General features: G+C 68.5%; 19 protein-coding genes. 5 read left to right on the forward strand and 14 right to left on the reverse strand.

The window, feature by feature from the left end; genetic code table 11:
* Positions 1–6: 6 nt before the first annotated feature.
* The 10 genes from ACZYZ5_RS15025 to ACZYZ5_RS15070 form a co-directional block, all read right to left on the reverse strand.
* Positions 7–1,026, reverse strand: coding sequence for a gluconeogenesis factor YvcK family protein (locus ACZYZ5_RS15025; RefSeq protein ID WP_463902691.1), 1,020 nt, complete (start codon positions 1,024–1,026; stop codon positions 7–9).
* Positions 1,026–1,949 carry an RNase adapter RapZ gene (gene rapZ / locus ACZYZ5_RS15030; protein WP_463902693.1) on the reverse strand — a complete coding sequence of 308 codons (924 nt, stop codon included), beginning with the start codon at positions 1,947–1,949 and terminating at the stop codon, positions 1,026–1,028. Before rapZ ends, ACZYZ5_RS15025 begins: the two co-directional genes overlap by 1 nt.
* A 121-nt stretch (positions 1,950–2,070) precedes the next feature.
* Positions 2,071–4,098 (reverse strand): excinuclease ABC subunit UvrC, encoded by a 2,028-nt coding sequence (gene uvrC / locus ACZYZ5_RS15035; RefSeq protein ID WP_463902694.1) that lies wholly within the window; start codon positions 4,096–4,098, stop codon positions 2,071–2,073.
* Positions 4,099–4,200: 102 nt separating this feature from the next.
* Entirely contained in the window at positions 4,201–4,869 is a 669-nt protein-coding gene (locus tag ACZYZ5_RS15040; RefSeq protein ID WP_463902696.1) for a lysophospholipid acyltransferase family protein, read from the reverse strand.
* Positions 4,856–5,629 carry an HAD hydrolase-like protein gene (locus tag ACZYZ5_RS15045; RefSeq protein WP_463902698.1) on the reverse strand — a complete coding sequence of 258 codons (774 nt, stop codon included), beginning with the start codon at positions 5,627–5,629 and terminating at the stop codon, positions 4,856–4,858. The genes ACZYZ5_RS15040 and ACZYZ5_RS15045 overlap by 14 nt, the downstream gene beginning before the upstream one ends.
* A gap of 121 nt (positions 5,630–5,750) precedes the next feature.
* Positions 5,751–8,738, reverse strand: a complete 2,988-nt coding sequence (uvrA, locus tag ACZYZ5_RS15050; protein ID WP_463902701.1) for an excinuclease ABC subunit UvrA — start codon at positions 8,736–8,738, stop codon at positions 5,751–5,753.
* 89 nt (positions 8,739–8,827) lie between these two features.
* A complete protein-coding gene (locus ACZYZ5_RS15055; RefSeq protein ID WP_463902756.1) occupies positions 8,828–9,199 on the reverse strand; it encodes a GntR family transcriptional regulator in 372 nt (123 codons plus the stop codon).
* 17 nt (positions 9,200–9,216) lie between these two features.
* Positions 9,217–11,010: an ABC transporter ATP-binding protein gene (locus tag ACZYZ5_RS15060; protein ID WP_463902757.1), complete on the reverse strand. Its 1,794-nt coding sequence runs from the start codon at positions 11,008–11,010 to the stop codon at positions 9,217–9,219.
* A gap of 215 nt (positions 11,011–11,225) precedes the next feature.
* Positions 11,226–12,953 (reverse strand): ABC transporter ATP-binding protein, encoded by a 1,728-nt coding sequence (locus ACZYZ5_RS15065; protein ID WP_463902702.1) that lies wholly within the window; start codon positions 12,951–12,953, stop codon positions 11,226–11,228.
* Positions 12,954–13,101: 148 nt separating this feature from the next.
* Positions 13,102–13,881: a trans-aconitate 2-methyltransferase gene (locus ACZYZ5_RS15070; RefSeq protein WP_463902703.1), complete on the reverse strand. Its 780-nt coding sequence runs from the start codon at positions 13,879–13,881 to the stop codon at positions 13,102–13,104.
* Positions 13,882–14,037: 156 nt separating this feature from the next.
* On the opposite strand from ACZYZ5_RS15070, the gene ACZYZ5_RS15075 reads away from it, so the two are divergent.
* From ACZYZ5_RS15075 to ACZYZ5_RS15085, 3 genes are all read left to right on the forward strand, one after another.
* Positions 14,038–16,584: a DEAD/DEAH box helicase gene (locus tag ACZYZ5_RS15075; protein WP_463902705.1), complete on the forward strand. Its 2,547-nt coding sequence runs from the start codon at positions 14,038–14,040 to the stop codon at positions 16,582–16,584.
* A gap of 51 nt (positions 16,585–16,635) precedes the next feature.
* On the forward strand, positions 16,636–17,136 hold the full coding sequence (locus ACZYZ5_RS15080) for a GNAT family N-acetyltransferase (RefSeq protein ID WP_463902707.1): 501 nt from the start codon (positions 16,636–16,638) through the stop codon (positions 17,134–17,136).
* Between the two features lie 181 nt (positions 17,137–17,317).
* Entirely contained in the window at positions 17,318–18,592 is a 1,275-nt protein-coding gene (locus tag ACZYZ5_RS15085; RefSeq protein ID WP_463902758.1) for an alpha/beta fold hydrolase, read from the forward strand.
* A gap of 22 nt (positions 18,593–18,614) precedes the next feature.
* Here the strand turns inward: ACZYZ5_RS15085 and ACZYZ5_RS15090 are convergent, their stop codons facing one another.
* From ACZYZ5_RS15090 to coaE, 4 genes are all read right to left on the reverse strand, one after another.
* Positions 18,615–20,000 carry an MFS transporter gene (locus ACZYZ5_RS15090; RefSeq protein ID WP_463902709.1) on the reverse strand — a complete coding sequence of 462 codons (1,386 nt, stop codon included), beginning with the start codon at positions 19,998–20,000 and terminating at the stop codon, positions 18,615–18,617.
* Between the two features lie 27 nt (positions 20,001–20,027).
* On the reverse strand, positions 20,028–21,056 hold the full coding sequence (locus ACZYZ5_RS15095) for a TerC family protein (protein WP_463902710.1): 1,029 nt from the start codon (positions 21,054–21,056) through the stop codon (positions 20,028–20,030).
* 174 nt (positions 21,057–21,230) lie between these two features.
* On the reverse strand, positions 21,231–23,312 hold the full coding sequence (uvrB, locus tag ACZYZ5_RS15100; RefSeq protein ID WP_463902712.1) for an excinuclease ABC subunit UvrB: 2,082 nt from the start codon (positions 23,310–23,312) through the stop codon (positions 21,231–21,233).
* Positions 23,313–23,353: 41 nt separating this feature from the next.
* A complete protein-coding gene (gene coaE / locus ACZYZ5_RS15105) occupies positions 23,354–24,607 on the reverse strand; it encodes a dephospho-CoA kinase (RefSeq protein WP_463902713.1) in 1,254 nt (417 codons plus the stop codon).
* A gap of 22 nt (positions 24,608–24,629) precedes the next feature.
* Here coaE and ACZYZ5_RS15110 point away from each other — a divergent pair, with 22 nt between their 5' ends.
* Together ACZYZ5_RS15110 and ACZYZ5_RS15115 are read left to right on the forward strand one after the other, a co-directional pair.
* A complete protein-coding gene (locus ACZYZ5_RS15110; protein ID WP_463902715.1) occupies positions 24,630–25,331 on the forward strand; it encodes an IMPACT family protein in 702 nt (233 codons plus the stop codon).
* Positions 25,315–25,839, forward strand: a complete 525-nt coding sequence (locus ACZYZ5_RS15115) for a GNAT family N-acetyltransferase (RefSeq protein WP_463902716.1) — start codon at positions 25,315–25,317, stop codon at positions 25,837–25,839. Before ACZYZ5_RS15110 ends, ACZYZ5_RS15115 begins: the two co-directional genes overlap by 17 nt.
* Positions 25,840–26,041 lie beyond the last annotated feature (202 nt).

The following is a 26,041-nucleotide window of genomic DNA, read 5'->3' on the forward strand; positions in this document are numbered from 1 at the left end:
CTTTTCCTACCTGTTCCCGAAAATGTCGTTGTACGCCGTTGCCAGACGCAGCGTGTCGTGGATCGGCCGGCGGCTCGACGCCCCCACTTTACCCAACACCACCTCGGCGCCGAGCATCCCGGCCGCCTGTTCGAAGTCGGCGCGGTCCGTCACGGAGGCCGGATCGGCCAGGACGACGTCGATTGTGAAGTCGGGGGCGTAGTCCCGGAGCACCCGCAAGTGGTCGGCGGCGGACATGCCGAGGGTTTCCTTGGTGTCCGTGGCGAGATTCATGGTGAGGCACCGGCGGGCCGCCGTGTTGCAGAGCGCACCGCGCATTTCCGGCAGCAGCAGGTGCGGCAGCACGGAGGTGTACCAGGAGCCGGGGCCCAGGATGACCCAGTCGGCCAGTTCGATCGCGGTGAGCGCCTCGACGCAGGCGGGGGCGTCCTCGGGCAGCAGCCGGACCCGTTCCAGCGATCCGGCGACGGCGCACTGCGCCTGGCCGGTCAGGGTCTGCAGCGTCTGGCTGCCGTCCGGCGCGGTGACCCGGACCTGGCCCTCGATGGTCAGCGGGACGCTGGACATCGGCAGGACCTCCCCGCGGGCGCCCAGCAGCGCACCCGCCCATTTGAGGCCCGTCACGGTGTCGCCGAGGAGCTCCCACAGGGTCACGATCAGCAGGTTGCCCATGGCGTGGTCGTCGAGGGAACCGCCGCGGCCCTTGCCGGGCGCGAAGCGGTGCTGCATGACGTCGCGCCACGTGCGGCCCCAGTCGGTGTCGTCACAGAGCGCCGACAACGCCATCCGGAGGTCGCCGGGCGGCAGGACGCCGTACTCCTCGCGCAGCCTGCCGGAGGACCCGCCGTCGTCCGCGACGGTGACGACGGCGGTCAGCTCGGACGTGAGCAGGCGCAGCGCGGACAGCGACGCGGCGAGGCCGTGGCCGCCGCCGAGCGCCACGACGGAGGGACCTTTGTCCTGCTGGCTGGCGAAGGCGGCGCTGGCCGGAGGGACGAGCGGCAGTGGCCCGGTGAGCAGCGCCATTATTCCCGGCCCAGGTCCCGGTGGGTGGTGGTCACGGTGACCCGCGGGTACTGCGCGAGCCGGCGGGACAGCTCGACGGCGACGGCCACGGAGCGGTGTTTGCCGCCGGTGCAGCCGACGGCGATGGTGGCGTAGTGCTTGTTCTCCCGGCGGTAGCCGTCGAGGACCGGTTCGAGGGCCAGCACGTAGCGTTCCACGAAGTTGCCGACGCCCTCCGCCTCCAGCACGTAGTCGCTGACGTCCTGGTCCAGACCGGTGTGCGGGCGCAGCGCCGGCACCCAGTGCGGGTTGGGGATGAAGCGGGCGTCGGCGACGAAGTTGGCGTCGACCGGGAGCCCGTACTTGAAGCCGAAGCTCATCACGTTGAGGCGGAGGGCCACGGGCCCGGTGTCGCTGAACAATTCGGTGATCGCGGTGGCGAGGCCGTGGACGTTCAGGGTGGAGGTGTCCAGCACGACGTCGGCGGAGGTGCGGAGTTCGTGCAGGAGTTCGCGTTCGGCGGCGATGCCGTCCAGGATCCTGCCGCCGCCCTGCAGCGGGTGGGGGCGCCGGCCCTGTTCGAAGCGGCGGACGAGGACGTCGTCGTTCGCGTCGAGGAACAGCACCCGGAACCCGACACCGCTGGCTTCCAGGTTGCGCAGGGCGGTGCGGATGTTGGCGAACAGATCCTTGCTGCGGACGTCCATCACGACAGCGAGCTTGGAAATGGAACCCGGCGCGTGGGACACGATTTCCGCAAGGGTGCCGAGCATCTGCGGGGGGAGGTTTTCCACGACGTACCAGCCGTGGTCTTCCAGCGCGTCCGCGGCGGTGCTCCGGCCGGCTCCAGACATGCCCGTCACCACGAGCAGTTCGGCCTCGACGGGTTTGACCGGCGTCATGCTGTCCGGCTCCATCCCGGATCCTGCCGTCGACTCTGCCATTAGTGAAGCCCCGTTCTGCTGTGCTGTTGTTCCCGATTTCTGACGGGTGCGGCCCGCGGTGCAATGAACCGCCGCTCGCCGCTTCCCAAGTCCTTACCCTAGCCAAGTTTGCCGGGCCTAGCTAAGTCTCCAGAATTTCGCCGGTGGTCATGTTGATGGCGGGGACGGTGACGGAGCCGTCGTCGTCCCTGAAGTGCCGGACGATCGCCGCAGCCAGCGACGGGCCGATCCCCTTGGCGCCGGTGAGTTCCTCGACGCTGGCCGTCCGGATGCTCTTGACCGAGCCGAACTGGGCGAGCAGGGCCTTGCGCTTGGATTCGCCGAGGCCGGGCACGCCGTCGAGCGCGGACACGGTCATCGCCTTGCCGCGCTTCTGCCGGTGGAAGGAGATCGCGAAGCGGTGCGCCTCGTCGCGAACGCGCTGCAGCAGGTACAGCCCGGCCGAAGCGCGCGGCAGGATCACCGGGAAGTCGCTGTCCGGCAGCCAGACCTCCTCGAGCCGTTTGGCGAGCCCGACGACGTAGACATCGTCGATGCCCAGTTCGGCCAGGGCGCGTGCGGCCGCGTTGACCTGCGGCTTGCCGCCGTCGACCACCACGAGGTTGGGCGGGTAGGCGAACCTGGTCCGCGGCGCGGCGGTCGTCGTGTCGGCGACGGCGACCGGGGAGGAGGCCGCGACGGCGGCGTCGGCCGTGGCGTTGAGCATGGCCTGATGGCCCGGCTGCCGGGCGGCCTCGGCCTGCGCCGTCTTCTCCTGGAGGTAGTTCCGGAACCGCCGGGTCAGCACGTCATGCATGGCCGCGGTGTCGTCCGTCGCGGCGGCGCCGGTGACGGAGAACTTCCGGTACTCGGACTTCTTCGGCAACCCGTCCTCGACCACGACCATGGAACCGACCACATTGGTGCCCTGGACGTGTGAGATGTCGAAGCATTCGATCCGCATCAGCGCGACCGGCAGTTCGAGGGCCTCCTGCAGTTCCTGCAGGGCCTGGGACCGCAGGGTCAGATCGCCGGCGCGGCGGGATTTGTGGAGCTTGAGGGCGTGCTCGGCGTTGTCCCGGACGGTGGCCAGCAGGGCGGCCTTGTCCCCTCGCTGCGGCACGCGGACATCGACCCTCGCCCCGCGCAGCCCGCTGAGCCACTGCGCCAGCTCCGCGGCGTTGCTGGGCTCCGTCGGGACGAGGACCTCGCGGGGCAGCCTGCCCTGGAGCCCGGCTTCCTCGCCGTACACCTGCTGGAGCAGATGCTCGACGAGGTCCGGCGTGGTGGAGTCCTCGACCTTTTCGACGACCCAGCCGCGCTGGCCGCGGATCCGGCCGCCACGGACGTGGAAGACCTGCACGGCGGCTTCGAGTTCATCCTCGTGCAGGGCGAAGACATCGGCGTCAGTGCCCTCGGCAAGGACGACGGCGTTGCGTTCGAACACCTTCTTGAGCGCGACGATGTCGTCGCGGATCCGCGCCGCCCGCTCGTAGTCCAGTTCCGCCACGGCGGCGGCCATGTCCTTTTCCAGCCGCGTGACGAACGGCTTGGCCTCGCCGCCCATGAACGTGCAGAAGTCCTCGGCCAGGGCGCGGTGCTCCTCCGCGGAGATGCGGCCGACGCAGGGCGCCGCGCACTTGTCGATGTAGCCCAGCAGGCAGGGCCTGCCGCTGGCCTCGGCCCGTTTCAGGACGCCGGGGCTGCAGCTGCGGACGGGGAAGACACGCAGCAGGGTGTCCATGGTGTCGCGGATGGCGCCGGCGGTGTAGGGGCCGAAGTAGCGGGTGCCCTTGCGGCGTTCGCCGCGCAGGACCTGGACGCGGGGGTACTTCTCCCCCATTGAGACGGCCAGGTATGGGTAGCTTTTGTCGTCCCGGAACATCACGTTGAACCGGGGCTTGAATTCCTTGATCCAGGTGTATTCGAGCTGCAGCGACTCGAGCTCGCTGCCGACGACGGTCCACTCGACGCTGCTGGCCGCATGAACCATTGCATAGGTTTTGGGGAGCAGCCCGGCCGGGTTGGCGAAGTAGGAGTTCAGCCGCGCACGGAGATTCTTGGCCTTGCCGACATAGATGACCCGGCCGTGCGGGTCGCGGAAGCGGTACACGCCCGGATTGGTCGGAATCTCACCCGTCTGGGGTCGGTAACTCGCTGGATCTGCCACAGTTCAAGTCTACTGAGCAGTCAGCCGTGCCCTTGACAGTTAAGCCCCGGGCAGTATTTCCGGACCCGAAAAGGCGGCCCCGCGAGTGGGCGCAGCGGTGCCCTAGTCGACGACCTTGCTCTGGTTGTAGCTTGTGGAGCGTTCCTGGCCGCTGAGTTCCGCGATCGCGTCCATGATGCGGTCGGTGGCCTGCCGGCGGGCGGGCAGGGAGTGGTCCGGCCCGGTCTTGTCGAAGTACAGCGGTGCACCGACTTTCATAGTGAAGTGCTGCGGCTTGACCGACTTGCTGTCCGCGGGCTGAAGGTGCTCGGTGCCGACCAGTCCGACCGGGATCACCGGGGCGCCGGTGGTCAGGGCCAGCCAGCCGACGCCGGTGCGGCCGCGGTAGAGGATGCCGTCGCGGGAACGTGTTCCCTCCGGGTAGATGCCGACGCCCTTGCCGGAGTCAAGGATTTCCAGCAGGGTTTTAAGCGCCTGGACGCTGGCGGCCTGTTCGCCGCGTTCCACCGGGATGGAGCCGACAGCCTCGAAGAAGGACTTCATCACCGTGCCCTTGACCCCTCCGGTGGTGAAATATTCCGCTTTGGCGAAGAAGGCCACGGGGCGGGGCATGAGCGCCTGGACGATCACGCTGTCCAGGAAGGACAGGTGATTGGGGGCGACGATGAACGGGCCCTCTTTGGGGACGTTCTCGAGTCCAATGACCGTGGGCCGGCAGGTCGAGGTCACCAGTCCCCGCGTGGTCCAGCGGATTGCCTCAAACATTGCCATCGGTGTGCACCTCGTCTACGGCGTCGGTCATCGGGTCAGCGGTCACTGCGTGCGGGGTCACGGCGGCCCGTCCCGGATCCCGCCGGGCAATGGTCTCGTGGAGGGCCGCGCTGCTGTGCACGATCTCCACCGCGCCGGCCGCGTCCAGTTCGCCGTCCGGAGCGAAGCCCCAGCCTACGCCGATGCAGTCGATTCCATTGGCAGCCGCTCCGGCCACGTCCTGCGCGCGGTCCCCCACCATCACGGCCTGCCGGGTGTCCACACCGTGGTCGTTGGCTAGGTCCGCCAGGGCCGAGGCCACGATCGCCGCCTTCCCGGACGGGACGCCGGCTCCTGCCGCCTCATCGGCGGCCGAGCCGCGGATGGTGTGGAACAGGGCGGCGATGCCGTGGTGTTCCAGGACGGTCCGGGCGATGCCTTCGGGTTTCTGGGTGGCGACGGCGATGGGCCGGCCCGCCTCGACGAAGGATTCCAGCAGCGCCCGGATTCCCGGGTACAGCAGGCTTTGGCCGATGCCGGTGGCGCGGTAGTGCTCGCGGTAGATGCGGATGGCGTCGTCGAGACGTTCGGCAGGGACCCCGGCGATGTCCGTGAGGGAATGGCTGAGTTTCGGGCCGATCATGGCATCCATCAGGGCCTTGTCGGGAACCCCGAGGCCAAGCTCGGTGAGGGCCGCTGCGATTCCGTCCGTTATCCCCCCGGCCGGATCGACAAGAGTGCCGTCCAGGTCGAAGATCACGGGCACTGTTGTTTGCGTCACCGGCCTAGTTTCTCACGAGTGCACGGATGCCAGAAACTCACATGCCCCAGCGGGAATGTATCAGGGCGAGACGCCGGTGCCTCCGCGGCCATTGCGCGGAGGCACCGGCGCCGGGGCCGCGTCAGGCCAGGATTTCGGCGAGGAAGGCCGCCGTATGGCTTTCCGTGGACTTGGCCACCTGTTCCGGGGTTCCGGAGGCGACGATCCGGCCGCCGCCGGACCCGCCGTCGGGGCCCAGGTCCACGATCCAGTCCGCGCTCTTGATGACGTCGAGGTTGTGCTCGATCGTGATGACCGTGTTGCCCTTCTCCACGAGTCCCTGGAGGACCAGGAGCAGCTTCCGGATGTCCTCGAAGTGCAGGCCCGTGGTGGGTTCGTCCAGCACGTAGATGCTGCGCCCGTTGGAGCGCTTCTGCAGTTCCGCGGCGAGCTTGACGCGCTGCGCCTCGCCGCCGGAGAGCGTTGTGGCGGGCTGGCCCAGCCGGACGTAGCCCAGTCCGACGTCGACGAGGGTCCTGAGGTGCCGGGCGATCGGCGAGAAGGCTGCGAAGAACTCCGCGCCTTCCTCGATCGGCATGTTCAGGACGTCGGCGATCGTTTTGCCCTTGTAGTGGACTTCCAGGGTTTCGCGGTTGTACCGGGCGCCGTGGCACACCTCGCAGGGCACGTAGACGTCCGGCAGGAAGTTCATTTCGATCTTCAGCGTGCCGTCGCCGGAGCACGCCTCGCAGCGGCCGCCCTTGACGTTGAAGGAGAACCGGCCCGGCAGGTAGCCCCGGACCTTGGCCTCGGTGGTCTCGGCGAACAGCTTGCGGATGTTGTCAAAGACACCCGTGTAGGTCGCCGGGTTGGACCGCGGGGTCCGGCCGATCGGGCTCTGGTCGACGTGGACCACCTTGTCGAGGTGCTCGAGGCCCTGGATGGACTTGTGCCGCCCCGCCACCTGCTTGGCGCCGTTGAGCTTGTTGGCCAGGACCTTGTAAAGGATCTCGTTGACCAGGGTGGACTTGCCGGAACCGCTGACGCCGGTCACCGCGGTGAACAGGCCCAGCGGGAAGGTGGCATCCACGTTCAGGAGGTTGTTCTCCTTGGCGCCGACGACCTTGAGTTCGCGTTTCTTGTCGTACTTGCGGCGCTTCTTGGGGATCTCAATCCGTTTCCGGCCGGAGAGGTAGTCGCCGGTGAGCGACTCGGTGTTCTCGAGCAGCTCCTTGTAGGAACCGGAGTGCACCACCATGCCGCCGTGTTCGCCTGCTCCCGGTCCGATGTCCACCACCCAGTCGGCTTCCTGGATGGTGTCCTCGTCGTGCTCCACGACGATCAGGGTGTTTCCGAGGTCCCGCAGCCGGGTGAGGGTCTCGATCAGGCGGCGGTTGTCCCGCTGGTGCAGGCCGATGGACGGCTCGTCCAGGACGTAGAGCACGCCCACGAGGCCGGAGCCGATCTGGGTGGCGAGCCGGATGCGCTGGGCTTCTCCGCCGGAGAGGGTGCCGGAGGGGCGCTCCAGGTTCAGGTACTCCAGGCCGACGTCGAGCAGGAACGTCAGGCGGGCCTGGATCTCCTTGAGGACCTGGTTCGCGATCTGGGCTTCGCGGCCGGTGAGGACGAGGTTGTCCAGGAAGTGGGCGCATTCGCGCATCGGCAGGGCGGCGACCGCGGCAATGGACTTGCCGTTGATCAGCACCGAGAGCGACGCCGGGTTCAGGCGCGCGCCGTTGCAGGCCGGGCACGGGATCTGCCGCATGTACTCCTCGTAACGGTCGCGGGCCGAGTCCGAGTCCGTTTCGAGGTGCTTGCGGTGGACGTACTGGATAACGCCCTCGAAGCCGGTGCTGTATTTGCGTTCCCGGCCGAAGCGGTTGCGGTACTGCACCACCACCTTGTGGTCCTTGCCGTGCAGCACGGTCTGGCGGGTGTCCTCGGAGAGTTTGTCCCACGGGGTCGTCATCGAGAAACCGAGTTCTTTGGCGAGACCGCCGAGCAGGCGGTTCCAGTACTCCGTCGTGGCGGTGCCGAGGGACCACGGCGCGATGGCCCCTTCCGCGAGGGACAGTTCCCCGTTGGGGATGATGAGTTCCTCATCGACTTCCAGCTTCGTGCCGATGCCGCTGCAGGCCGAGCAGGCGCCGAAGGGGTTGTTGAAGGAGAAGGAGCGCGGCTCGATCTCGTCGATCGCGAGGGGGTGCTCGTTGGGGCAGGCGAGGTGCTCGGAGAAGGCCCTGATCCGCTCCGCGTCATCAGCATCAAGGTCGACGAATTCGGCGAGGATCCGCCCCTCGGCCAGGCCCAGCGCGGTTTCCACCGAGTCGGTGAGCCGCTGGCGGATGCCATCCTTGACCACGAGGCGGTCCACGACCACCTCGATGGTGTGCTTGAACTGCTTGCCCAGCTTGGGGGGATCGCTCAGCTGGATCAGCTTGTCATCGACCCGCGCCCGCGAGTAGCCCTTCGCGGTGAGTTCCTTGAACAGTTCGACGAACTCGCCCTTGCGGCCGCGGACCACCGGGGCCAGGACCTGGAAGCGGGTGCCCTCCGGCAGTTCCAGCAGCTGGTCGACGATCTGCTGCGGGGTCTGCTTCGCGACGAGCTCCCCGCAGACGGGGCAGTACGGGCGGCCGACACGGGCCCATAGCAGGCGCATGTAGTCGTAGATCTCGGTGATGGTGCCCACGGTGGAGCGGGGGTTCTTGCTGGTGGACTTCTGGTCGATGGACACCGCGGGCGAGAGGCCCTCGATGAAGTCGACGTCGGGCTTGTCCACCTGGCCCAGGAACTGCCGGGCGTAGGCGGACAGGGATTCGACATACCGGCGCTGGCCCTCGGCGAAGATCGTGTCGAAGGCCAGCGACGACTTGCCCGAACCGGAGAGCCCGGTGAAGACGATCATGGAGTCGCGGGGCAGGTCCAGGTCGACGTTGCGGAGGTTGTGCTCGCGCGCTCCCTTGACAATGAGCCGGGACATGTCCGGGCGCTTCACCGCGGGGCGGGATTCCTCCGCGCGGCCCGGTTTGACCGGACTCATCGGAACGGAGCCCATCGGAACTGGGCGCTCCTGAACTGCGGAGGGCGGGGAATCAACGGCTGGATCTTCAGCTACGGCTTTAGGCACGCTACCAATGCTAATCGAAAACTTCTTCGAATTTCTATTTCCGGCCGTGCCGCCGGCCGGGTCCGGCCGCCCATTGTGTTAATGGTGCGCTACTCGCGGTCGTAGGCGGCCGCGAGCAGTTGCACGGCCTCGGCGAAGCTGGCGCCCTGGGCCTTTGCGGCGGCGGCGAACTCGGCGGCGGCGGCGGAGAGCGAACTCCAGGCCTCGTCCCGGGCGCACACCACCGTGCCGTTCCGGCCCCTGGTCAGCACGACGCCGGCCGCCTCCAGTTCCTTGTAGGCCCGGGCCACGGTATGCGGCGCGACGCCGAGTTCACCGGCCAGGCTCCGGACGGCAGGAAGCTTGGTCCCGGGCGCAAGGGTGCCGTTGTCCGCCCGTTCAATAATGTTGAGCCGGAGCTGTTCGAACAGCGGCACGGAGCTGCCCGGGTTGGGCCGCCAGGCCCCGGGGAACGGTGTGATGGACGTCTCGGTGGGGGTCACTGTCCGGGCTCCCGAGTGGGGTTGCGGTGTTCGCGGCGGGCGAACTGCGCCTCGTACAGATTCAGGTACAGCCCGCCCCTGGCCATGAGTTGCCGGTGGGTGCCCTGTTCAACGATCTGTCCTTGGTCCATGACGAGAATTAGATCAGCGTCCCGGACGGTGGACAAGCGGTGGGCTATGACGAAGCTGGTGCGTCCCTGCCGGAGCCGCCGCATGGCCTGCCGGATCTGCGCCTCGGTGCGGCTGTCGACCGAGCTGGTGGCCTCGTCGAGGACCAGGATGCTCCGCCCGGCCAGCTGTGCCCTGGCGATCGAGATGAGCTGGCGCTGGCCGCGGCTCAGCGAGTCGCCGTCGTTGCCGAGCATCGTGGCGTAGCCGCCGGGCAGGGCCCGGACGAACGGGTCCACGTGGCTGGCCTGCGCCGCGGCCACAATTTCGCCGTCGCCCGCGCCGGGGCGGCCGTACTCGATGTTGTCCCGGATGGTCCCGGTGAACAGCCACGTGTCCTGCAGCACCGTGCCGAAGTTGGCCCGCAGTTCATCGCGCGGGAGCGCCGCGATGTCCGCCCCGTCGACCGTGATCCGGCCGGAATCCAGTTCGTAGAACCGCATCAGGAGGTTCACCACGGTGGTCTTGCCGGCGCCGGTGTGCCCCACGATCGCAACGGTCTGCCCCGGCTCCACGGCGAAGGACAGGTCCCGGACCACGGGCGAGCCGGGGCGGTAGCCAAAGGTGACACGCTCAAACGTCACCCGGCCGACGGCCCGGGGCGCCGGATCCCCGCTGCCGGCAGGCCCGCCGGCGGACGCCGCAGCGGAGGCCCCTGCCCCCGCCCCCGCACCCGCCGCCGGACGCGGGGCAGGTTCCGGCGGGATCTCCGGTGCGTCGAGGAGCTCAAAGACCCGACCGGCCGACACGAGGCAGGACTGCATGAGCGTCAGCATGCCGCCGATCTGACCCATCGGCTGGCTGAAGAGCCTGCTGAACTGGAAGAAGGCCTGGAGGCCGCCGATGGTCAGGGCGCCGGACAGGACCTGGAGCGCGCCGACGACGGCGACCGCGACATAGTTGAGGTTGGACACCAGGACCATGAGGGGCTGCACGACGCCGGACACGTACTGGGCGCGGGTACTGGACCGGCACAGCTTGTCGTTGCCGGCCTTGAAACTGGCCGCGGCTGCGTCCTGCCGTCCGAAGGCCTTGATGACCTCGTGGCCGGTGAAGAACTCCTCCAGCTGTGCGTTCAGCTCGCCCGTGCTCCCCCACTGCTCGGTGAAATGGGCCTGGGATTTCCGGGCCACTAGGAAAGTGATGAGGGTGGACACCGGGACGGAGACCAGCGCGATCACGGCCAGGACCGGGGAGAGCCACAGCATCATGGCCAGGGCCCCGGAGAGCATCAGCAGCGACAGGATCAGCTGGTTGAGGAGCTGGTTGAGCGCCTGGGCGATGTTGTCGACGTCGTTCGTGGCGCGGCTCAGAACGTCCCCACGGTGCTGCTCGTCGAAGTGGCTGGACGGCAGGACGTGCAGCTTTTCCTCCACCGAAGCCCTCAGACCGTAGCCCAGGCGCTGCACCGCCACGGCCGTCAGGGCTCCCTGGATCCAGCTGAAGAGGGAAGCCCCCAGATACATGACGGACACGGCCGCCAGCAGGGCGCCCAGTCTCTTCTGGTCGAAGAATCCGCCGGCCACACCCTCGACGATGACGTCGGTGGCGTCACCCAGGATTTTCGGCGCCGCCACATTGAGCACCACAAAGGCGCAGGTCGCGGCGATGACTCCGACCATCCGCCACTTCGACGGCCGCAGCAGCCCCAACAGCCGGCCGGCCGTGCGCCACCGGAACCGGCCGCCGGTCCCGGCATCCCCAGGGGACACCACCGGGAGGGATTCGTTGCCGCCGCCGGAGGGCGAGTCCATCAGGGTCGAGTCCACCAGGGGCTGGTCCTGGGCGTCACGGGCGGTGGGTGCGTCGGCCTCGGCGTCGAGCGCCGGTTCACGGGTCACAGGGTTTCCTCCAGCACCAGCTGCGACGCTGCGATCTCCCGGTAACTCGGCGACGACTCCATCAGCTCCTGATGTGTACCCTGCGCCGCGACCCGGCCGTCTTCGAGGACCAGGATCAGTCCGGCGTCCACGATCGTGGCGACCCGTTCGGCGACGATCAGGACGGTAGCCGTGCGCAGCAGCGTCGCCATCGCCTCGCGGAGCCGGTAGTCCGTGCCGTAGTCGAGCGCTGAAAAGCTGTCGTCGAACACGTACACGGGAGACCTGCGGAGCAGCGCGCGCGCGATGCACAGCCGCTGCCGCTGACCGCCGGAAAAGTTCGTGCCGCCCTGGCTCACCGGTGACTCCAGGCCCAGCGGCAGCTCCCGGACAAACTCCGCGGCCTGCGCGGCGTCCAGCGCCTGCCAGAGATCCTTGTCCGTCGCCGCGGGCGCCGCCATCCTCAGGTTCCCGGCGAGCGTTCCGGAGAACAAATACGAATGCTGGGGAACGACTGCGACCAGGCTCCGCAGCGCCGCCAGGGGCAGGCCGCGCACATCGCATCCGCCGATGCTTATCTGCCCGCCGGTGGCCTCCAGGAATCTGGGCAGCAGGTTCAGCAGGGTGGTCTTGCCGCTGCCGGTGGCGCCGATGACCGCCGTCACGGCCCCGGGAGCGGCCGTGAAGCTGACGCCGTCGAGGACCGGGGCCTCGGCGCCCGGGTACGCGAAGGACACGTCGCGGAACTCCACGGCATTGCCCTCGGGTGCCGCTCCGCCCGGGCCGTCCGTGATCGCCGGCGCCGTGTCCAGGACCGCCTGGATCCGTTCGGCGCAGGCTGCCGCGCGGGGCGCCGTCATGAAGACGTACATCGCCATCATGATCGCGATCAGGATCTGCAGGATGTAGGCGATGAACGCCGTCAGCGCGCCCAGCCGCATGTCGCCGGACTGGATCCGGTGCCCGCCGAACCAGACCACACCGACCGAGGACAGATTGACCACGAACATGACCAGCGGCATCATTCCCGCGACCAGCAGCGCCGAACGCAGGTTGTTCCGGGTCAGATCCCGGTTGGCCCCGTCGAAGCGCCTCATTTCGTGCCCTTGGCGGACAAATCCCCGGATGACGTTGGCGCCGATGATCTGCTCACGCAGCACCCGGCTGATCCGGTCGATGAGTTCCTGGCCCTGGCGGTAGAGCGGGACCAGGCGGCGCACGATCAGGACCATGATGACCGCCAGCACCGGAATGATCGCGACGACGATGCCGGACAAGGCGATGTTCTGGTGCACGGCCAGCACGATGCCGCCGATGAAGATGGCGGGCGCCGCGACCAGCATCGTGAACACGAGGACCATGAGGTTCTGGATCTGCGCGACGTCGTTCGTGGCCCTGGTGACCAGGCTGGCGGCGCCGAAGCCGCCGACTTCCTGCGAGGACATGGACTGCACCTTGGCAAACAGTTCTTCGCGCAGTTTCCGGCCGAGCTCCATCGCCACGACGGCGCCGAGATACCCGGCCGCGATCGCCGCCACCACCTGCACGCAGGCGATCGCGGCCATCCAGGAACCCAGGTTCAGGATCTCCGGGATGTTTCCGCCGACGATCCCGTTGTCAATGATGGCCGCGTTGAGGGTAGGAAGGAGGAGGTTCGCGGTCGTCTGCACGAGCTGCAGGACCACGATGGCCAGCACGGTCCCCTTGTGGGCGGCCAACAGCCGGCCCGTCAGACCAATAAGCACCGAACCTCCATTGCTACGTCAGGGCACGGACCGGGATCGACCAAGGCAGCCGCCCCCACGCTGCCTCGACATTGTAAGCACGCTCACACAGTGCTCCGTAGTCACACGCTGTCCGGTCTGTCCGCCGGTCCGGAACCCCGGCTGCGGGTCAGGCCCGCTTCCGGGCCACGGCGAATGTCCGCCGGAACGGGAACACGGTGCCATGCGGACCGGCCGGGTAGGCCTCCGCCAGCAACGCCGAGTATTCGGCTTCAAACTCACTGGCGTCCGCGGCGGACAGCGCCGCGAGGACGGGCCGGAGTCCGGTGCCGCGGACCCACTCCAGGACGGGGTTCGCGCCCGGGAGGAGCTGAAAGTACGTCGTCTCCCACGCGTCCGCGTCGCAGCCGGCGTCGAGCATGATGGCCAGGTAGTCGTCCGGCTCGCCCACAACGTCATCGTGGCGCAGCACCCCGGCGAGCCGTCCCGCCCACGCCGCGGACTCCGCCAGCCCGCGCATCAGCGTGTGCGAGGGCGAATTGAAGTTCCCGGGGACCTGCAGCGCGAACCAGGCGCCGGGCTTCAGCGCCGCCAGCCAGCGGGCCAGCATGTCCCGGTGGCCCGGAACCCACTGCAGCGCGGCGTTGGTGACGACGACGTCCGTCTCGGCGGCGGGCATCCAGCCGGCGATATCCGCCTCGCCGAAGGAAAGATTGGGCAGCCGCTCCACAAGGCCGACAGCCTGGGCCAGCATGTCCGCCGAGGAGTCCAGGCCCAGGACCTGGGCCTGGGGCCAGCGCTCGGCGAGGGTGGCCGTCAGGTTCCCGGGACCGCAGCCGAGGTCGACGACGTGCCGGGGCGCGTCCGCATGGATCCGGGCCGTCAGGTCAAAGTACGCCCTGTCCCGGTAGTCCCCGAACTGCACGTACTTGGCGGGATCCCATCTCACTGCTTTCCTCCAGTCACCGGCAAACGATGCGACGTCCGAAGCCTAACCCCGGCCGGAACGGCAGCCTAGGAGGCGCGCGACCCGATCGGACCGCCCCGGGGACGGCGTCCCCGGGGCGGGCCGGGGCCGCGGCTCCGGCCACTAAGCTGGTGAACAATGAAACTTGTTGATCAGCTCCCCGCCCCGGCCGCCCGAGTCCCCGGCCGGACCGGCCTGGACCCGGACGAGCTCTACACCCGCTTTGTCGAGTGGACGGAAACCCGCGGGCTGGCCCTGTACACCGCCCAGGACGAGGCCGTCATGGAGCTCGCCGCCGGCGCCAACGTCATCCTGGCGACGCCCACCGGATCGGGCAAGTCCCTCGTCGCGATCGCGGTGCACTTCCAGGCGATGGCCCGCGGACAGCGCAGTTACTACACCGCACCGATCAAGGCCCTCGTCTCGGAGAAGTTCTTCGCCCTGTGCGAGATCTTCGGAGCCGAGAACGTGGGCATGATCACCGGCGACTCCGGCGTCAACCAGGACGCCCCGATCATCTGCTGCACGGCGGAAATCCTGGCCAACATCGCCCTCCGCGAAGGCGCCGCCGCCGAGCTCGGCGCCGTCATCATGGACGAATTCCACTTTTACTCCGACCCGCAGCGCGGCTGGGCCTGGCAGGTCCCGCTGCTGGAACTCCCCCAGGCGCAGTTCCTGCTGATGTCCGCCACCCTCGGCGACATGAGCCGCTTCGAGGCCGGCATCACCGAGCTGACCGGCCGGGCGACGACGACCGTCAGTTCGATGGAGCGGCCCATCCCGCTGCACTACTACTACGAGCAGACGCCCGTGCACGAGACGCTCGAGGAACTCCTCGCCACCAAGCAGGTCCCGGTCTACGTGGTGCACTTCAGCCAGGTGGAGGCGATCGACCGGGCCCAGAACCTGATGAGCATCAACGTCTGCACCCGCGAGGAGAAGGACAAAATCGCGGAGCTGATCGCCGGTTTCCGCTTCGCGGCCGGTTTCGGCAAGACGCTCAACCGGCTGGTCCGGCACGGCATCGGCGTCCACCACGCCGGCATGCTGCCCAAATACCGCCGGCTCGTGGAGCAGCTCGCCCAGGCCGGGCTGCTGAAAGTCATCTGCGGTACCGACACCCTCGGCGTCGGCATCAACGTCCCCATCCGCACCGTGCTGCTCACGGCGCTGAGCAAGTACGACGGCGTGCGCACCCGGCTGCTGAACTCCCGGGAGTTCCACCAGATCGCCGGCCGCGCCGGCCGGGCCGGCTACGACACCGCCGGGACCGTCGTCGTGCAGGCCCCGGAGCATGTCACGGAGAACGTCAAGGCGATGGCCAAGGCCACGGCGAAGTTCGGCGACGACCAGAAGAAGCTCCGCCAGGTGGTCAAGAAGAAGCCGCCTGAGGGCTTCGTGTCCTGGGGCGAACCGACCTACAAGCGCCTCGTGGAGTCGGTCCCGGATCCGCTGACGTCCAGCTTCAGCGTGACCCACGCGATGCTGATGAACCTGATGGAACGGCCGGGCGATCCGTTCAAGGCCGCCCGCCGCCTGCTGACCGAAAACCATGAACCGCGGTCATCCCAGCTGCAGCTCATGAAGAAGGCCCTTGGCATCTACCGGGAGCTCCTGGCCGCCGGGGTGGTGGAGCGGATCCCGGTGCAGGAGCAGGGCGCGGACGGCCGCACGGTCCGCCTGACGGTCCACCTGCAGGCCAACTTCGCCCTGAACCAGCCGCTGTCCCCCTTCGCCCTCGCGGCGCTGGAGCTGCTGGATCCGGAGTCGCCCTCGTATGCCCTCGACGTCGTGTCCGTGATTGAGTCCACGCTGGAGAAGCCCCGGCAGATCCTGTCCGCGCAGCTGAAGAAGGCGCGCGGCGAGGCGATCGGCGCGATGAAGGCCGACGGCATCGACTATGACCAGCGCATGGCCATGCTCGAGGAGGTCAGCTACCCGCAGCCGCTCGCGGAGCTGCTCGGCGAGGCGTTCGATGTTTACCGCCGGGCCGCCCCGTGGATCGGCGACTTCGAACTCGCGCCCAAGTCCATCGTCCGGGACATGTACGAACGGGCGATGAACTTCGGCGAGTTTGTCCAGTTCTACGGACTGGCCCGTTCCGAGGGCATCGTGCTGCGCTACCTTGCCGACGGTTTCAAGGCGCTGCGGCAGACCGTCCCGCAGGATGCTCTCCGCGAAGACCTCGAGGACCTGATTGCGTGGCTCGGCGAGCTGGTCCGCCAGGTCGACTCCAGCCTGCTCGATGAATGGGAGGAGCTGACCTCCGGCAAGGCGCCGACCCCGCACGACGCTCCCCCGCCGCCGCCGCCGTCGCTGACCTCCAACGTCCGTGCCTTCCGAGTGATGGTCCGCAATGAGATGTTCCGCCGGGTGGAACTCTTCGCGGACGAGGATGCCACCGCCCTCGGCGAACTCGACGCCGGTTCCGGCTGGGACGCGGAACGGTGGGAGGACGTGCTGGATGACTACTTCGACGAACACGACGACATTGGTACCGGCCCGGATGCCCGCGGCCCGGGCCTGCTGATCATCACCGAGGAGCCGGGCCGGTGGAAGGTCCGGCAGATCTTCGAGGACCCGGCCGGCAACCATGACTGGGGCATCTCCGCGGAGGTGGACCTCGGGGCCTCGGACGAGACCGGAACCGCCGTCGTGCGCGTCACGGAAGTGAACCGGCTGTAGCGGCCCGCGAACGGATCGGCATCAGCGGGCCGGCGCTAGTAAACTCGGGTGATGAGTGTAATCCGGCCCGCGACGGCGAACGATGTCCCCGATATCCTGCAGATGATCCATGACCTGGCCGTCTACGAGAAGGAGCCGGACGCCGTCAGGAACACCCCGGAGATGCTTGCCGAGGCCCTGTTCGGTGAGCAGCCGCGGGTGTTCGCGGCGATGGCCGAGAACGAGGTCGGCGAGGTCCGGGGCTTCGCCCTCTGGTTCCTGAACTACTCCACCTGGGAAGGCGTCCACGGCATCTATCTCGAGGACCTGTACGTGCTCCCCGAGGCCCGGGGCGAAGGGCACGGCAAGGCGCTCCTGCAGCATCTCGCCGCGACCGCGGTCGACCGCGGCTACGCCCGCGTCGAGTGGAGCGTCCTGGACTGGAACGAGCCCTCCATCAACTTCTACAAGAAGCTGGGGGCCAACCCGATGGAGGAATGGTCCACCTTCCGGCTGACCGGCGAGGCCCTGGAAGCGTTCGGGACCGCGCAGAAAGTCCGGGCCCATGGCTGATCTGCCCCGGGCTGAGCTTTCCCTGGCGGGCCGTCCCAATGCGGGCCGTCCCAATGCGGGCCGTCCCAATGCGGGCGGTCCCCTGGCGGGCGGTCCCCTGGCGGGGACCGCCGCCGGCCTGCTGGAGGCCGTGCCGCCGAGCGTCCCGCACACCATCAAGGCGCGGCACATATACCGCGGGATGCGCACGGCCGAGCACTACTTCGAAGTGCCCCTTGACCACTTCCGCGGCGGCGCGCCGGCGGGCGAGACGATCACGGTCTTTGCCCGCGAGTACGTCTCCGCGGACCACAGCGAGGACGAGGCCGCACAGCTCCCGTGGCTGCTCTACCTGCAGGGCGGGCCGGGCGGACGCGGCAACCGTCTCCCGGCGCTCGGCGGGTGGAGCAAGGCCGCCGCCAAGGACTTCCGCATCCTGATGCTGGACCAGCGCGGCACCGGCCTGTCCGCCGCGGTCGACCGCAACACCCTGCCGCTGCGCGGTAACGACGCCGACCAGGCGGACTACCTTGGGCACTTCCGGGCGGACTCGATCGTCGCCGATGCCGAGGCCATCCGGCTGGCGCTGGGCTCCGGGCCGTGGACGGTCTACGGGCAGAGCTACGGCGGTTTCTGTGCCCTCAGCTATCTCTCCTTCGCCCCGGAGGGGCTGCGGGAAGCCCTGATCACCGGCGGGCTCGCGCCCCTCGCCGGGCCCGCGGACCGGGTCTACCGGGCCACCTTCCAGCGGGTGGCGGCCCGCAACGCCGAATACTTCGGCCTGTACCCCGAGGACCGCGCTGCGGTCACCCGGATCGCCCGGCACCTTCGCGACACGGAGGAATACCTGCCCGACGGCGAACGGCTCACCGTGGAACGCTTCCAGATGGTGGGGTCCTTCCTGGGCGGCAACACCAGGGTGGATGCCCTGCACCACCTGCTGGAGGATGCCTTCGTCGGCACGCCCGGCGGGGACCGCCTCTCGGACGCGTTCCTCGACCAGGTTCGCGGGCTCGTGTCACGTTCCGCCAACCCCTTGTACGCGCTGATGCACGAGTCCATCTATGGCCAGGGCGAGTCCACGGACTGGGCCGCCTGGCGGGTGCTGCAGGATTTCCCGGAGTTCTCCCCGGAGGCTCCCGAGCCGCTGCTCACCGGAGAAATGGTCTACCCCTGGTACTTCGAGCAGGATCCCGCCCTCCGGCCGCTGCACGACGTCGCCCGGCGCCTCGCCGAAAAGGACGACTGGCCCCCGCTCTACGATCTGGAACGGCTCGCGCTCAACACCGTCCCGGTGGCCGCTGCCGTCTACACCGACGACATCTACGTCGACCGCGAACTGTCGCTCGAGACGGCCGCGGCCGTCCGGGGCCTGCAGGTCTGGGAGTCCGCTGACTTCCACCATGACGGCATCGCGGACGACGGCGAGGGCATCTTTGCCCGGCTCCTTGGCCTGACCCGGTCCGTCCGGGACTGAACCCGGCGGTCCCTTGCGGTGCCTAAGCCCGCGCCTGCACGCGGCGGTCCTGACCGGCCGTGCGGAGGGCGGTGGCGAACACCACCGCGGCCACGGCGGCTGCGGCCATGTTGAGGCCCTGATAGCCGACGCCGCTCATCACCAGCCCGGAGAACGCCGCTCCCACGGCGCCGGCGACCCCCATCATGGTGTCCGAGACGCCCTGGACGAGGACGCGGTCGTCGGCGCCGACGCTCTCGGCGAGCAGGGTGGAACCGGCGATCGTGGCCGCGGACCAGCCCAGCCCGAGCAGCACCAGGCCAACCGTCACCAGCACCGGCGCTGCCTGGCCGAAGCCTGCCACAAGGACGGAGAGCAGGATCAGGGCCTGGCCCAGCAGGATGACCGGAAGCCGTCCGGCCCGGTCAGTCAGCCAGCCCATCACCGGCGAGAGCGCGTACATCCCGGCAATGTGCAGCGAGATGGTGAACCCGATCAGGACCAGCACGTCGGTGCTGGCCGCGTGGGCGTGGCCGGCGGGCATGTCGGCCAGGGAGCCCTCGCTCAGCAGCTGCAGGTGGAGGGGTGTCATTGTCATCACGGCGGCCATGCAGCCGTGCGCGGCGACGATGGCGAGGAGGGCCAGTCCGGCCCGCGGCGAGGCCCGGATGGCGCGCATGCCGTGACGGAGGCCGTGCCGCCGGGGGGCTCCGTCAGCACCGCTGGCGGCGGCCCCCGTCGTGCTCGCGGCGCCGCCGCCGGCGGGCTGTCCGGTTGCCCGGAGCCGGGCCGCCAGCAGCAGCGGGTCCGGCCGCAGGCCGATGAACAGCAGCAGCGCGGCCAGCGCCAGCCCCGCCGCCGAGAACACAAAGGGTCCGGCCAGTGCCGGCAGCCCGAGGGCCTCCCCCACGAGGGCGCCGGGACGGATCAGGTTGGGCCCGGCGACGGCGCCTACGGTCACGGCCCACACCACGATCGCCAGGGACCGGCCGCGGCGGGCCGGAGCGGCGAGGTCGACGGCGGCGAAGCGGGCCTGCAGGTTGGCGGCCGTGCCGAGGCCCAGCAGGGCCGCGGCCAGCAGCAGCACCGGGAAGCTGCCCGTCACCGTGGAGACGATCACCAGCACGGATCCGGCCAGGGCGGCGAGCAGCCCCGTCACGAGGGAGGCCCGCCGGCCGCGCCGGCCGGCCAGACCGGCCAGGGGCAGGGCGGCCGCCGCGGCTCCGAGGGTCATGATTGTGCTGACCGAGCCGGCCCAGGCGTTCGAGCCGGAGAGCTGGACGGCCAGCAGCGACCCCACGGACAGGCTGGCGCCGCTGCCGACGCCGCTGAGGAGCTGCGCGGTGCTCAGCACCCAAACGGTACGGCGCTGGACCCGTTGCGGGTCCAGCGCCGTACCGTTGAATGCTGCAGTGTCGAAAATTTTCACGGTCCGAGCATAGCCGAACCGTGAGGCCTACTCGGCGTCGGTCAGGCTCTTCCGGGAGTCCTCTTCGAGCCGGGCGTCAAGCTTCGACTGCGTGGCCTTGGAGCTGATCAGGCTGGCGATCACGGCGACGATAATGGTGCCGATGATCACGCCGAGCGAGACGAAGGTCGGGATCTCGGGGGCCCACTCGATGTGCTGGCCGCCGTTGATGAAGGGCAGTTCGTTCACGTGCATGGCGTGCAGGACCAGCTTCACGCCGATGAACGCGAGGATCACCGAGAGTGCGTGCTTGAGGTAGATCAGGCGGGTCATCAGGCCGCCGAGCAGGAAGTACAGCTGCCGCAGGCCCATCAGGGCGAAAATGTTGGCGGTGAATACGATGAACGCGCTCTGGGTCAGGCCGAAGATCGCCGGGATGGAGTCCACCGCGAAGAGCAGGTCCGTCAGGCCGATCGTGACGAAGACGATCAGCATCGGGGTGAAGACCTTCTTGCCGTCGACCACAGTGCGGAGCTTGCCGCCGTCGAACTTCTCCGACATCGGCAGGACCTTGCGGATCCGGGCGATGAGCGGGTTTTCCTTGTCCTCCTCGTCCTCACCGTCGTCCTGGGCCTGCTTCCACGCGGTCCACAGCAGGAAGACGCCGAAGATGTAGAAGACCCAGCTGAACTGCTCGATCACGATGGCGCCAAGCAGGATGAAGATGCCGCGGAGGATCAGCGCGATGATGATGCCGACCATGAGGACTTCCTGCTGGTACTTACGGGGTACCGAGAAGCGGGCCATGATGATGATGAAGACAAAGAGGTTGTCGATGCTGAGGCTGTATTCCGTCACCCAGCCGGCGAGGAACTGCCCGCCGTATTCCGGGCCGGTGAAGGCGAACATGGCACCGGCGAAGACCAGGGCCAGGGCAATGTAGAAGGACACCCACAGGCCGGCTTCCTTCATGGAAGGCTCGTGCGGACGTTTGAGGACGAGCAGCAGGTCAATGGCAAGGATGATGCCGAGAACGACAAAGGAGCCGATCTCAAACCAGACGGGAAGTTCGGGCACGAAGATACCTTTCGCAGGGTGTGACAGTGCGGTGTAAGTCTCTCCGACTGGCCTGAGTGTCCGGAACGAATCCGGTTCTGCTTGGCTGCCCGCTACGCCCGGCAGGGCATCTGTGCCGTGCGTGTTGACGATCGTAGCGCTTGGGATACTCCCCTACGTCCGCCCAACAATACCCTAGGCGTGCCCCGCGGACTGCATCTGGCGCAGTTCCTTCTTGAGTTCCCCCACTTCGTCGCGGAGCCGCGCGGCGAGCTCGAACTGGAGCTCCCCGGCGGCGGAGTGCATCTGTTCGGTGAGCTGCTCGATCAATCCCACCAGATCCTCGGCCGGTGCCGCCGCGAGTCCGTCCGCGCGGATCTTGTCCGAGCCCTTGCCCTTGCCGCGGGCCTTGCCCGCGCTGGCGAGGAGTTCGCGGGTGTCGGCGTCCTCTTTGGCGATCTGGTCCGTGATGTCGGCGATCTTCTTCCGCAGCGGCTGCGGGTCGATGCCCTTTTCGGTGTTGTAGGCCACCTGGATCGCGCGGCGGCGGTTGGTCTCGTCGATGGCGTGGGCCATGGAATCGGTGATCCGGTCCGCGTACATGTGCACCTGGCCGGATACGTTGCGCGCGGCACGGCCGATGGTCTGGATCAGCGAGGTGGACGAGCGCAGGAAGCCTTCCTTGTCCGCGTCCAGGATGCTGACGAGCGATACCTCGGGCAGGTCCAGGCCTTCGCGGAGCAGGTTGATGCCCACCAGCACGTCGAAGACGCCCATCCGGAGCTCGCGGAGCAGCTCCACGCGGCGCAGGGTGTCCACGTCCGAGTGCAGGTATTCCACTTTCACGCCGTGGCCCAGCAGATAGTCGGTGAGGTCCTCGGCCATCCGCTTGGTCAGGGTGGTGACCAGGACGCGCTCGTTCTTTGCCGTGCGGGTCCTGATTTCACCGAGCAGGTCATCGATCTGGCCTTTGGTGGGCTTGACGACGATCTCGGGGTCGATCAGTCCGGTGGGCCGGATGATCTGCTGTACGAAGCCGTCAGCCTTGCCGAGCTCGTATTTGCCCGGCGTGGCGGAGAGGTAGACAGTCTGGCCCACGCGGTCCTGGAACTCGTCCCATTTCAGTGGCCGGTTGTCCATCGCGGAGGGCAGCCGGAAGCCGTGGTCCACGAGGTTCCGCTTGCGGGACATGTCGCCCTCGTACATCGCGCCGATCTGCGGCACGGTGACGTGTGATTCGTCGATGACCAGGAGGAAGTCGTCCGGGAAGTAGTCGATCAGGCAGTGCGGCGCGGTCCCGCGGGCGCGGGCGTCGATGTGGCTTGAGTAGTTCTCGATGCCGTTGCAGAAGCCCATCTGCTGCATCATTTCCAGGTCGTAGGTGGTGCGCATCCTGAGGCGCTGCGCCTCCACGAGCTTGTTCTGGCTCTCCAGGAGCTGGAGCCGCTCGGCGAGCTCGTCTTCGATCCGCTTGATCGCGCGGCCCATGCGTTCCGGCCCGGCCACGTAGTGCGAGGCAGGGAAGACGTACATTTCGGTCTCATCCCGGATGATCTCCCCGGTGAGCGGGTGCAGCGTGTAGATGTTCTCGATCTCGTCGCCGAAGAACTCGACCCGGATCGCCAGCTCCTCGTACATCGGAATGATTTCCACGGTGTCGCCGCGGACCCGGAACGTGCCGCGGTGGAAGTCCATGTCGTTGCGCGCATACTGCATGGAGACGAACTTGCGGAGCAGGTCGTCCCGGTTCATCTCGGCACCCTTGCGCAGCGTCACCATGCCGGCGATGTATTCCTCCGGGGTGCCCAGGCCGTAGATGCAGGAAACCGTGGCCACCACGATCACGTCGCGGCGTGTCAGCAGCGCGTTGGTGGCGGAGTGCCGGAGTCGTTCGACTTCCTCGTTGACGGAGGAGTCCTTCTCGATGAAGGTGTCCGTCTGCGCCACGTAGGCTTCCGGCTGGTAGTAGTCGTAGTAGGACACGAAGTACTCGACGGCGTTGTTGGGAAGCAGTTCGCGGAATTCGTTGACGAGCTGCGCGGCGAGGGTCTTATTTTGCACCATAACCAGGGTGGGCCGCTGGACCTGTTCGATCAGCCACGCCGTCGTCGCGCTCTTGCCGGTGCCCGTGGCGCCGAGCAGCACCACGTCCTTCTCGCCGTTCTTGATGCGCTCGGTCAGTTCCGCGATCGCGGCCGGCTGGTCCCCGGCCGGCTGGAATTCGCTGATGACCTCGAAGGGCGCCACGACACGATTGATCTGCTGCGCAAGACTCATGTAACTAATCTACCGCCGGGCCCCTGACACGGAGTCCTGATTCAGCTTTGGGCGGTACCGTCCGCGTCGGTCTCCGGCCCGGGGCTGGTGAACGACGGCGGGTGCCAGCCGGTGCGCTGCACCCACGCTTCCATCCGCGGGGCCGCGTGCCCAGTGAACCAGGCTTCCTTGTCGGCGGCGTAGCGCGCGGTGGATTTGTCCACGCCGTGCAGTTTGGCGACCCGGCGCTTCTCGGCGAGGTAGTCGGCCCGGGCGGCTTCGTCGTCGCGCAGCCAGTCCCGGAAGCAGAGCGCAAAGCGCCAGCCCGGGGAGCCCGCGGCGCGGACGTGGAGGTTGACCGCGCGGCCCGGGTCCGCGTTGCCGTGCAGCCGCTTGGGCCAGTCCGACGGGTCCGGGTGGGAGGGCTTGGGGTTGTCGGAGAGGATGCCGGGCCAGGCGGGGAAGCCGGCGTCGGCCAGCAGCGGCGCGATCCGCTCCGCGGCGGCCATGTCCTCGACGCCAAGCTGGAGGTCCAGGATGTCCTTCGCTGGGAGTCCGGGGACGGCCGTGGAACCTACGTGGTCCAGGCTGAAGAGGTCCCCGGCGGCGGCGGTCCGCAGGCGTGCGATGAGCCGTGTTGCCTGCGCGGGCCAGTCCGGGTTGGCGGGCGCCAGTACCGGCCCCCCGGTCCGCGGTGCGAGGCGGTGCCTGGTCAGGTTCACGGCAAACGGTGCCAGCCGGAATTTCCAGAGCCGGTCCACCGCGTCCCGTAGCTCCTCCTTGGCGCCAGAGTTGTCCAGGACGGCGTCGGCTGCCGCCAGCCGGTCGGCCCTGGTGGCCTGGGCCGCCATCCGGGCCCGGGCGTCCGCGGGGGTCATGTGCCGGTGCTGCACCATGCGCTGCACCCGGACGTCGTCGGGGGCGTCCACCACTACCACCAGATGGAAGTTGGCGCCCTGGCCGGTCTCGACGAGGAGCGGGATGTCCTGGACCACGACTGCGCCTTTGGGAGCGGCGGCGGCCAGCGCTGCGGCACGCTCCCTGACGAGGGGGTGGATGATGCTGTTGAGCACGGCGAGGCGTTCCGGGTTGCCGAAGACGAGGGCGCCGAGCTTTGGCCGGTCCAGGCCGCCGTCGGGCGCCAGGACGGCCTTGCTGAAGGCAGCCACGACCTTGGCGAGTCCCGGCGTTCCGGGTTCCACGACCTCACGGGCCAGGGCATCGGCGTCGATCACCACGGCCCCGAGTTCGCGCAGGCGTGCGGCGGCCACTGACTTCCCTGAGGCGATGCCGCCCGTCAACCCGATTTTCAGCACCCCTCCAGACTAAACTGATCCGGTGGCTGAAGAAGCGGATTTCCCGGAGAGCAGGGCCACGGTTTACACGACGCTTGCGGCGGGGCCGGAGTTCCGCCACGAGATCGAAGTGAAACGCTCCCGCTTCATCACCGTGCTGCACCGCACCGAGGATGAGGAGGGCGCCCGCGCCGTCGTCGCCGGTCTGCGCAAGGAATTCCATGATGCACGGCATCACTGCTCCGCGTTCGTGCTCGGTCCCGACCGCGCCGTGCAGCGCTCCAACGACGACGGCGAGCCGTCCGGCACCGCGGGAACCCCGATGCTCGACGCGCTGCTGAAGCGCGAAACCGCCCCGGGTCTGACGGACCTCAGCGATGTGACCGCCGTCGTCGTCCGCTATTTCGGCGGGATCCTGCTGGGCGCCGGCGGACTGGTCCGGGCCTACTCCGAATCCGTGTCCGCTGCCCTGGACCGGGCGCCGCTCGCGCAGCGCCGCCGGCTGCGGATCTGCGCGGTGACGGTCCCGCACACGGCGGCCGGCCGCCTAGAGAACGAGCTGCGCGCCGCAGGCTATGTGATGGCCGAAACCAGTTATGAGGCGCAGACTACTGTCCTGAGGCTTGCCCTGCCGGATGATCCGGCGGGTCTGGCCCGGGCGGGGGAACGTGTCGCCGCCCTGTCCGCTGGAACGGCTGCATTGCTGCCTGGAGAAACGGAGTGGATCGATGTCCCCCTCGGCTGAGCCTTCCCCGGCCGCTGTCCGGCTCGTGGACGTCACCGAACCGGTCCTGGAGCAGCTTCTGACCGTCGCCATCCAGGACGCCGACCCGGACGAGGTGACACCTCCCGTGGGCAGCGCCTCCGGCTGGAACTCCGAGCGGATCAGCTGGTTCCGCGAGTACCACCACGCCGCCGCAGGGCTCGACGGGCCCGCGCAGCAGAAAAGCTGGGCAATCAGCTCGGACGGCAGGCTGGCAGGATCGATCCGGCTCCAGCGGACCGGAGCGGACTCGCTGGAAACGGGAATCTGGCTGGGCCGCAGCTTCCGTGGCCAGGGCATCGCACGGGAGGCCCTGCGCCTGGTGATTGAGCGGGCCGCCGCGACCGGGGCTGCCGCGCTGGAGGCCGACACCACGGCGGGCAATGCCGCGGCGCTGGTTCTCCTGCGCTCGGCCGGCGCCCAGTTCGAGCAAGGCGAAGCCACGGATGCCGCAGCGGTCCCGGTCAGGGCCAGGATCCCGCTGCGCTGAGGTCTACGGCTGGACATGCCCCGCTCTGACCACACGCGCTCGGCTGGACATGCCCCGCTCTGGCCTAAACCGCTGGACATATGCCCATTGTGCCCATCGGCGTGGCCCGCGACTGGACATGTCCTACGCCTTCCTCCGCGGCCCCCGGCTGGACATGCCCCGCTCTGACCAGACGCGCTGGACATATGCCCATTGTGCCCAT

The sequence above is a fragment of the Pseudarthrobacter ribosi genome, assembly GCF_055412865.1.

Bases quoted from the DNA above. Each gene is read 5' to 3' on its own strand.
- ACZYZ5_RS15025 (WP_463902691.1), bottom strand. From the start codon at position 1,026: ATGGCGCTGCTCACCGGGCCACTGCCGCTCGTCCCTCCGGCCAGCGCC.
- rapZ (WP_463902693.1), bottom strand. From the start codon at position 1,949: ATGGCAGAGTCGACGGCAGGATCCGGGATGGAGCCGGACAGCATGACG.
- ACZYZ5_RS15040 (WP_463902696.1), bottom strand. From the start codon at position 4,869: ATGGCAATGTTTGAGGCAATCCGCTGGACCACGCGGGGACTGGTGACC.
- ACZYZ5_RS15060 (WP_463902757.1), bottom strand. From the start codon at position 11,010: ATGGTCGGAGTCATCGCCGCGACCTGCGCCTTTGTGGTGCTCAATGTG.
- ACZYZ5_RS15075 (WP_463902705.1), top strand. From the start codon at position 14,038: ATGAAACTTGTTGATCAGCTCCCCGCCCCGGCCGCCCGAGTCCCCGGC.
- ACZYZ5_RS15080 (WP_463902707.1), top strand. From the start codon at position 16,636: ATGAGTGTAATCCGGCCCGCGACGGCGAACGATGTCCCCGATATCCTG.
- ACZYZ5_RS15085 (WP_463902758.1), top strand. From the start codon at position 17,318: ATGCGCACGGCCGAGCACTACTTCGAAGTGCCCCTTGACCACTTCCGC.
- uvrB (WP_463902712.1), bottom strand. From the start codon at position 23,312: ATGAGTCTTGCGCAGCAGATCAATCGTGTCGTGGCGCCCTTCGAGGTC.
- ACZYZ5_RS15115 (WP_463902716.1), top strand. From the start codon at position 25,315: ATGTCCCCCTCGGCTGAGCCTTCCCCGGCCGCTGTCCGGCTCGTGGAC.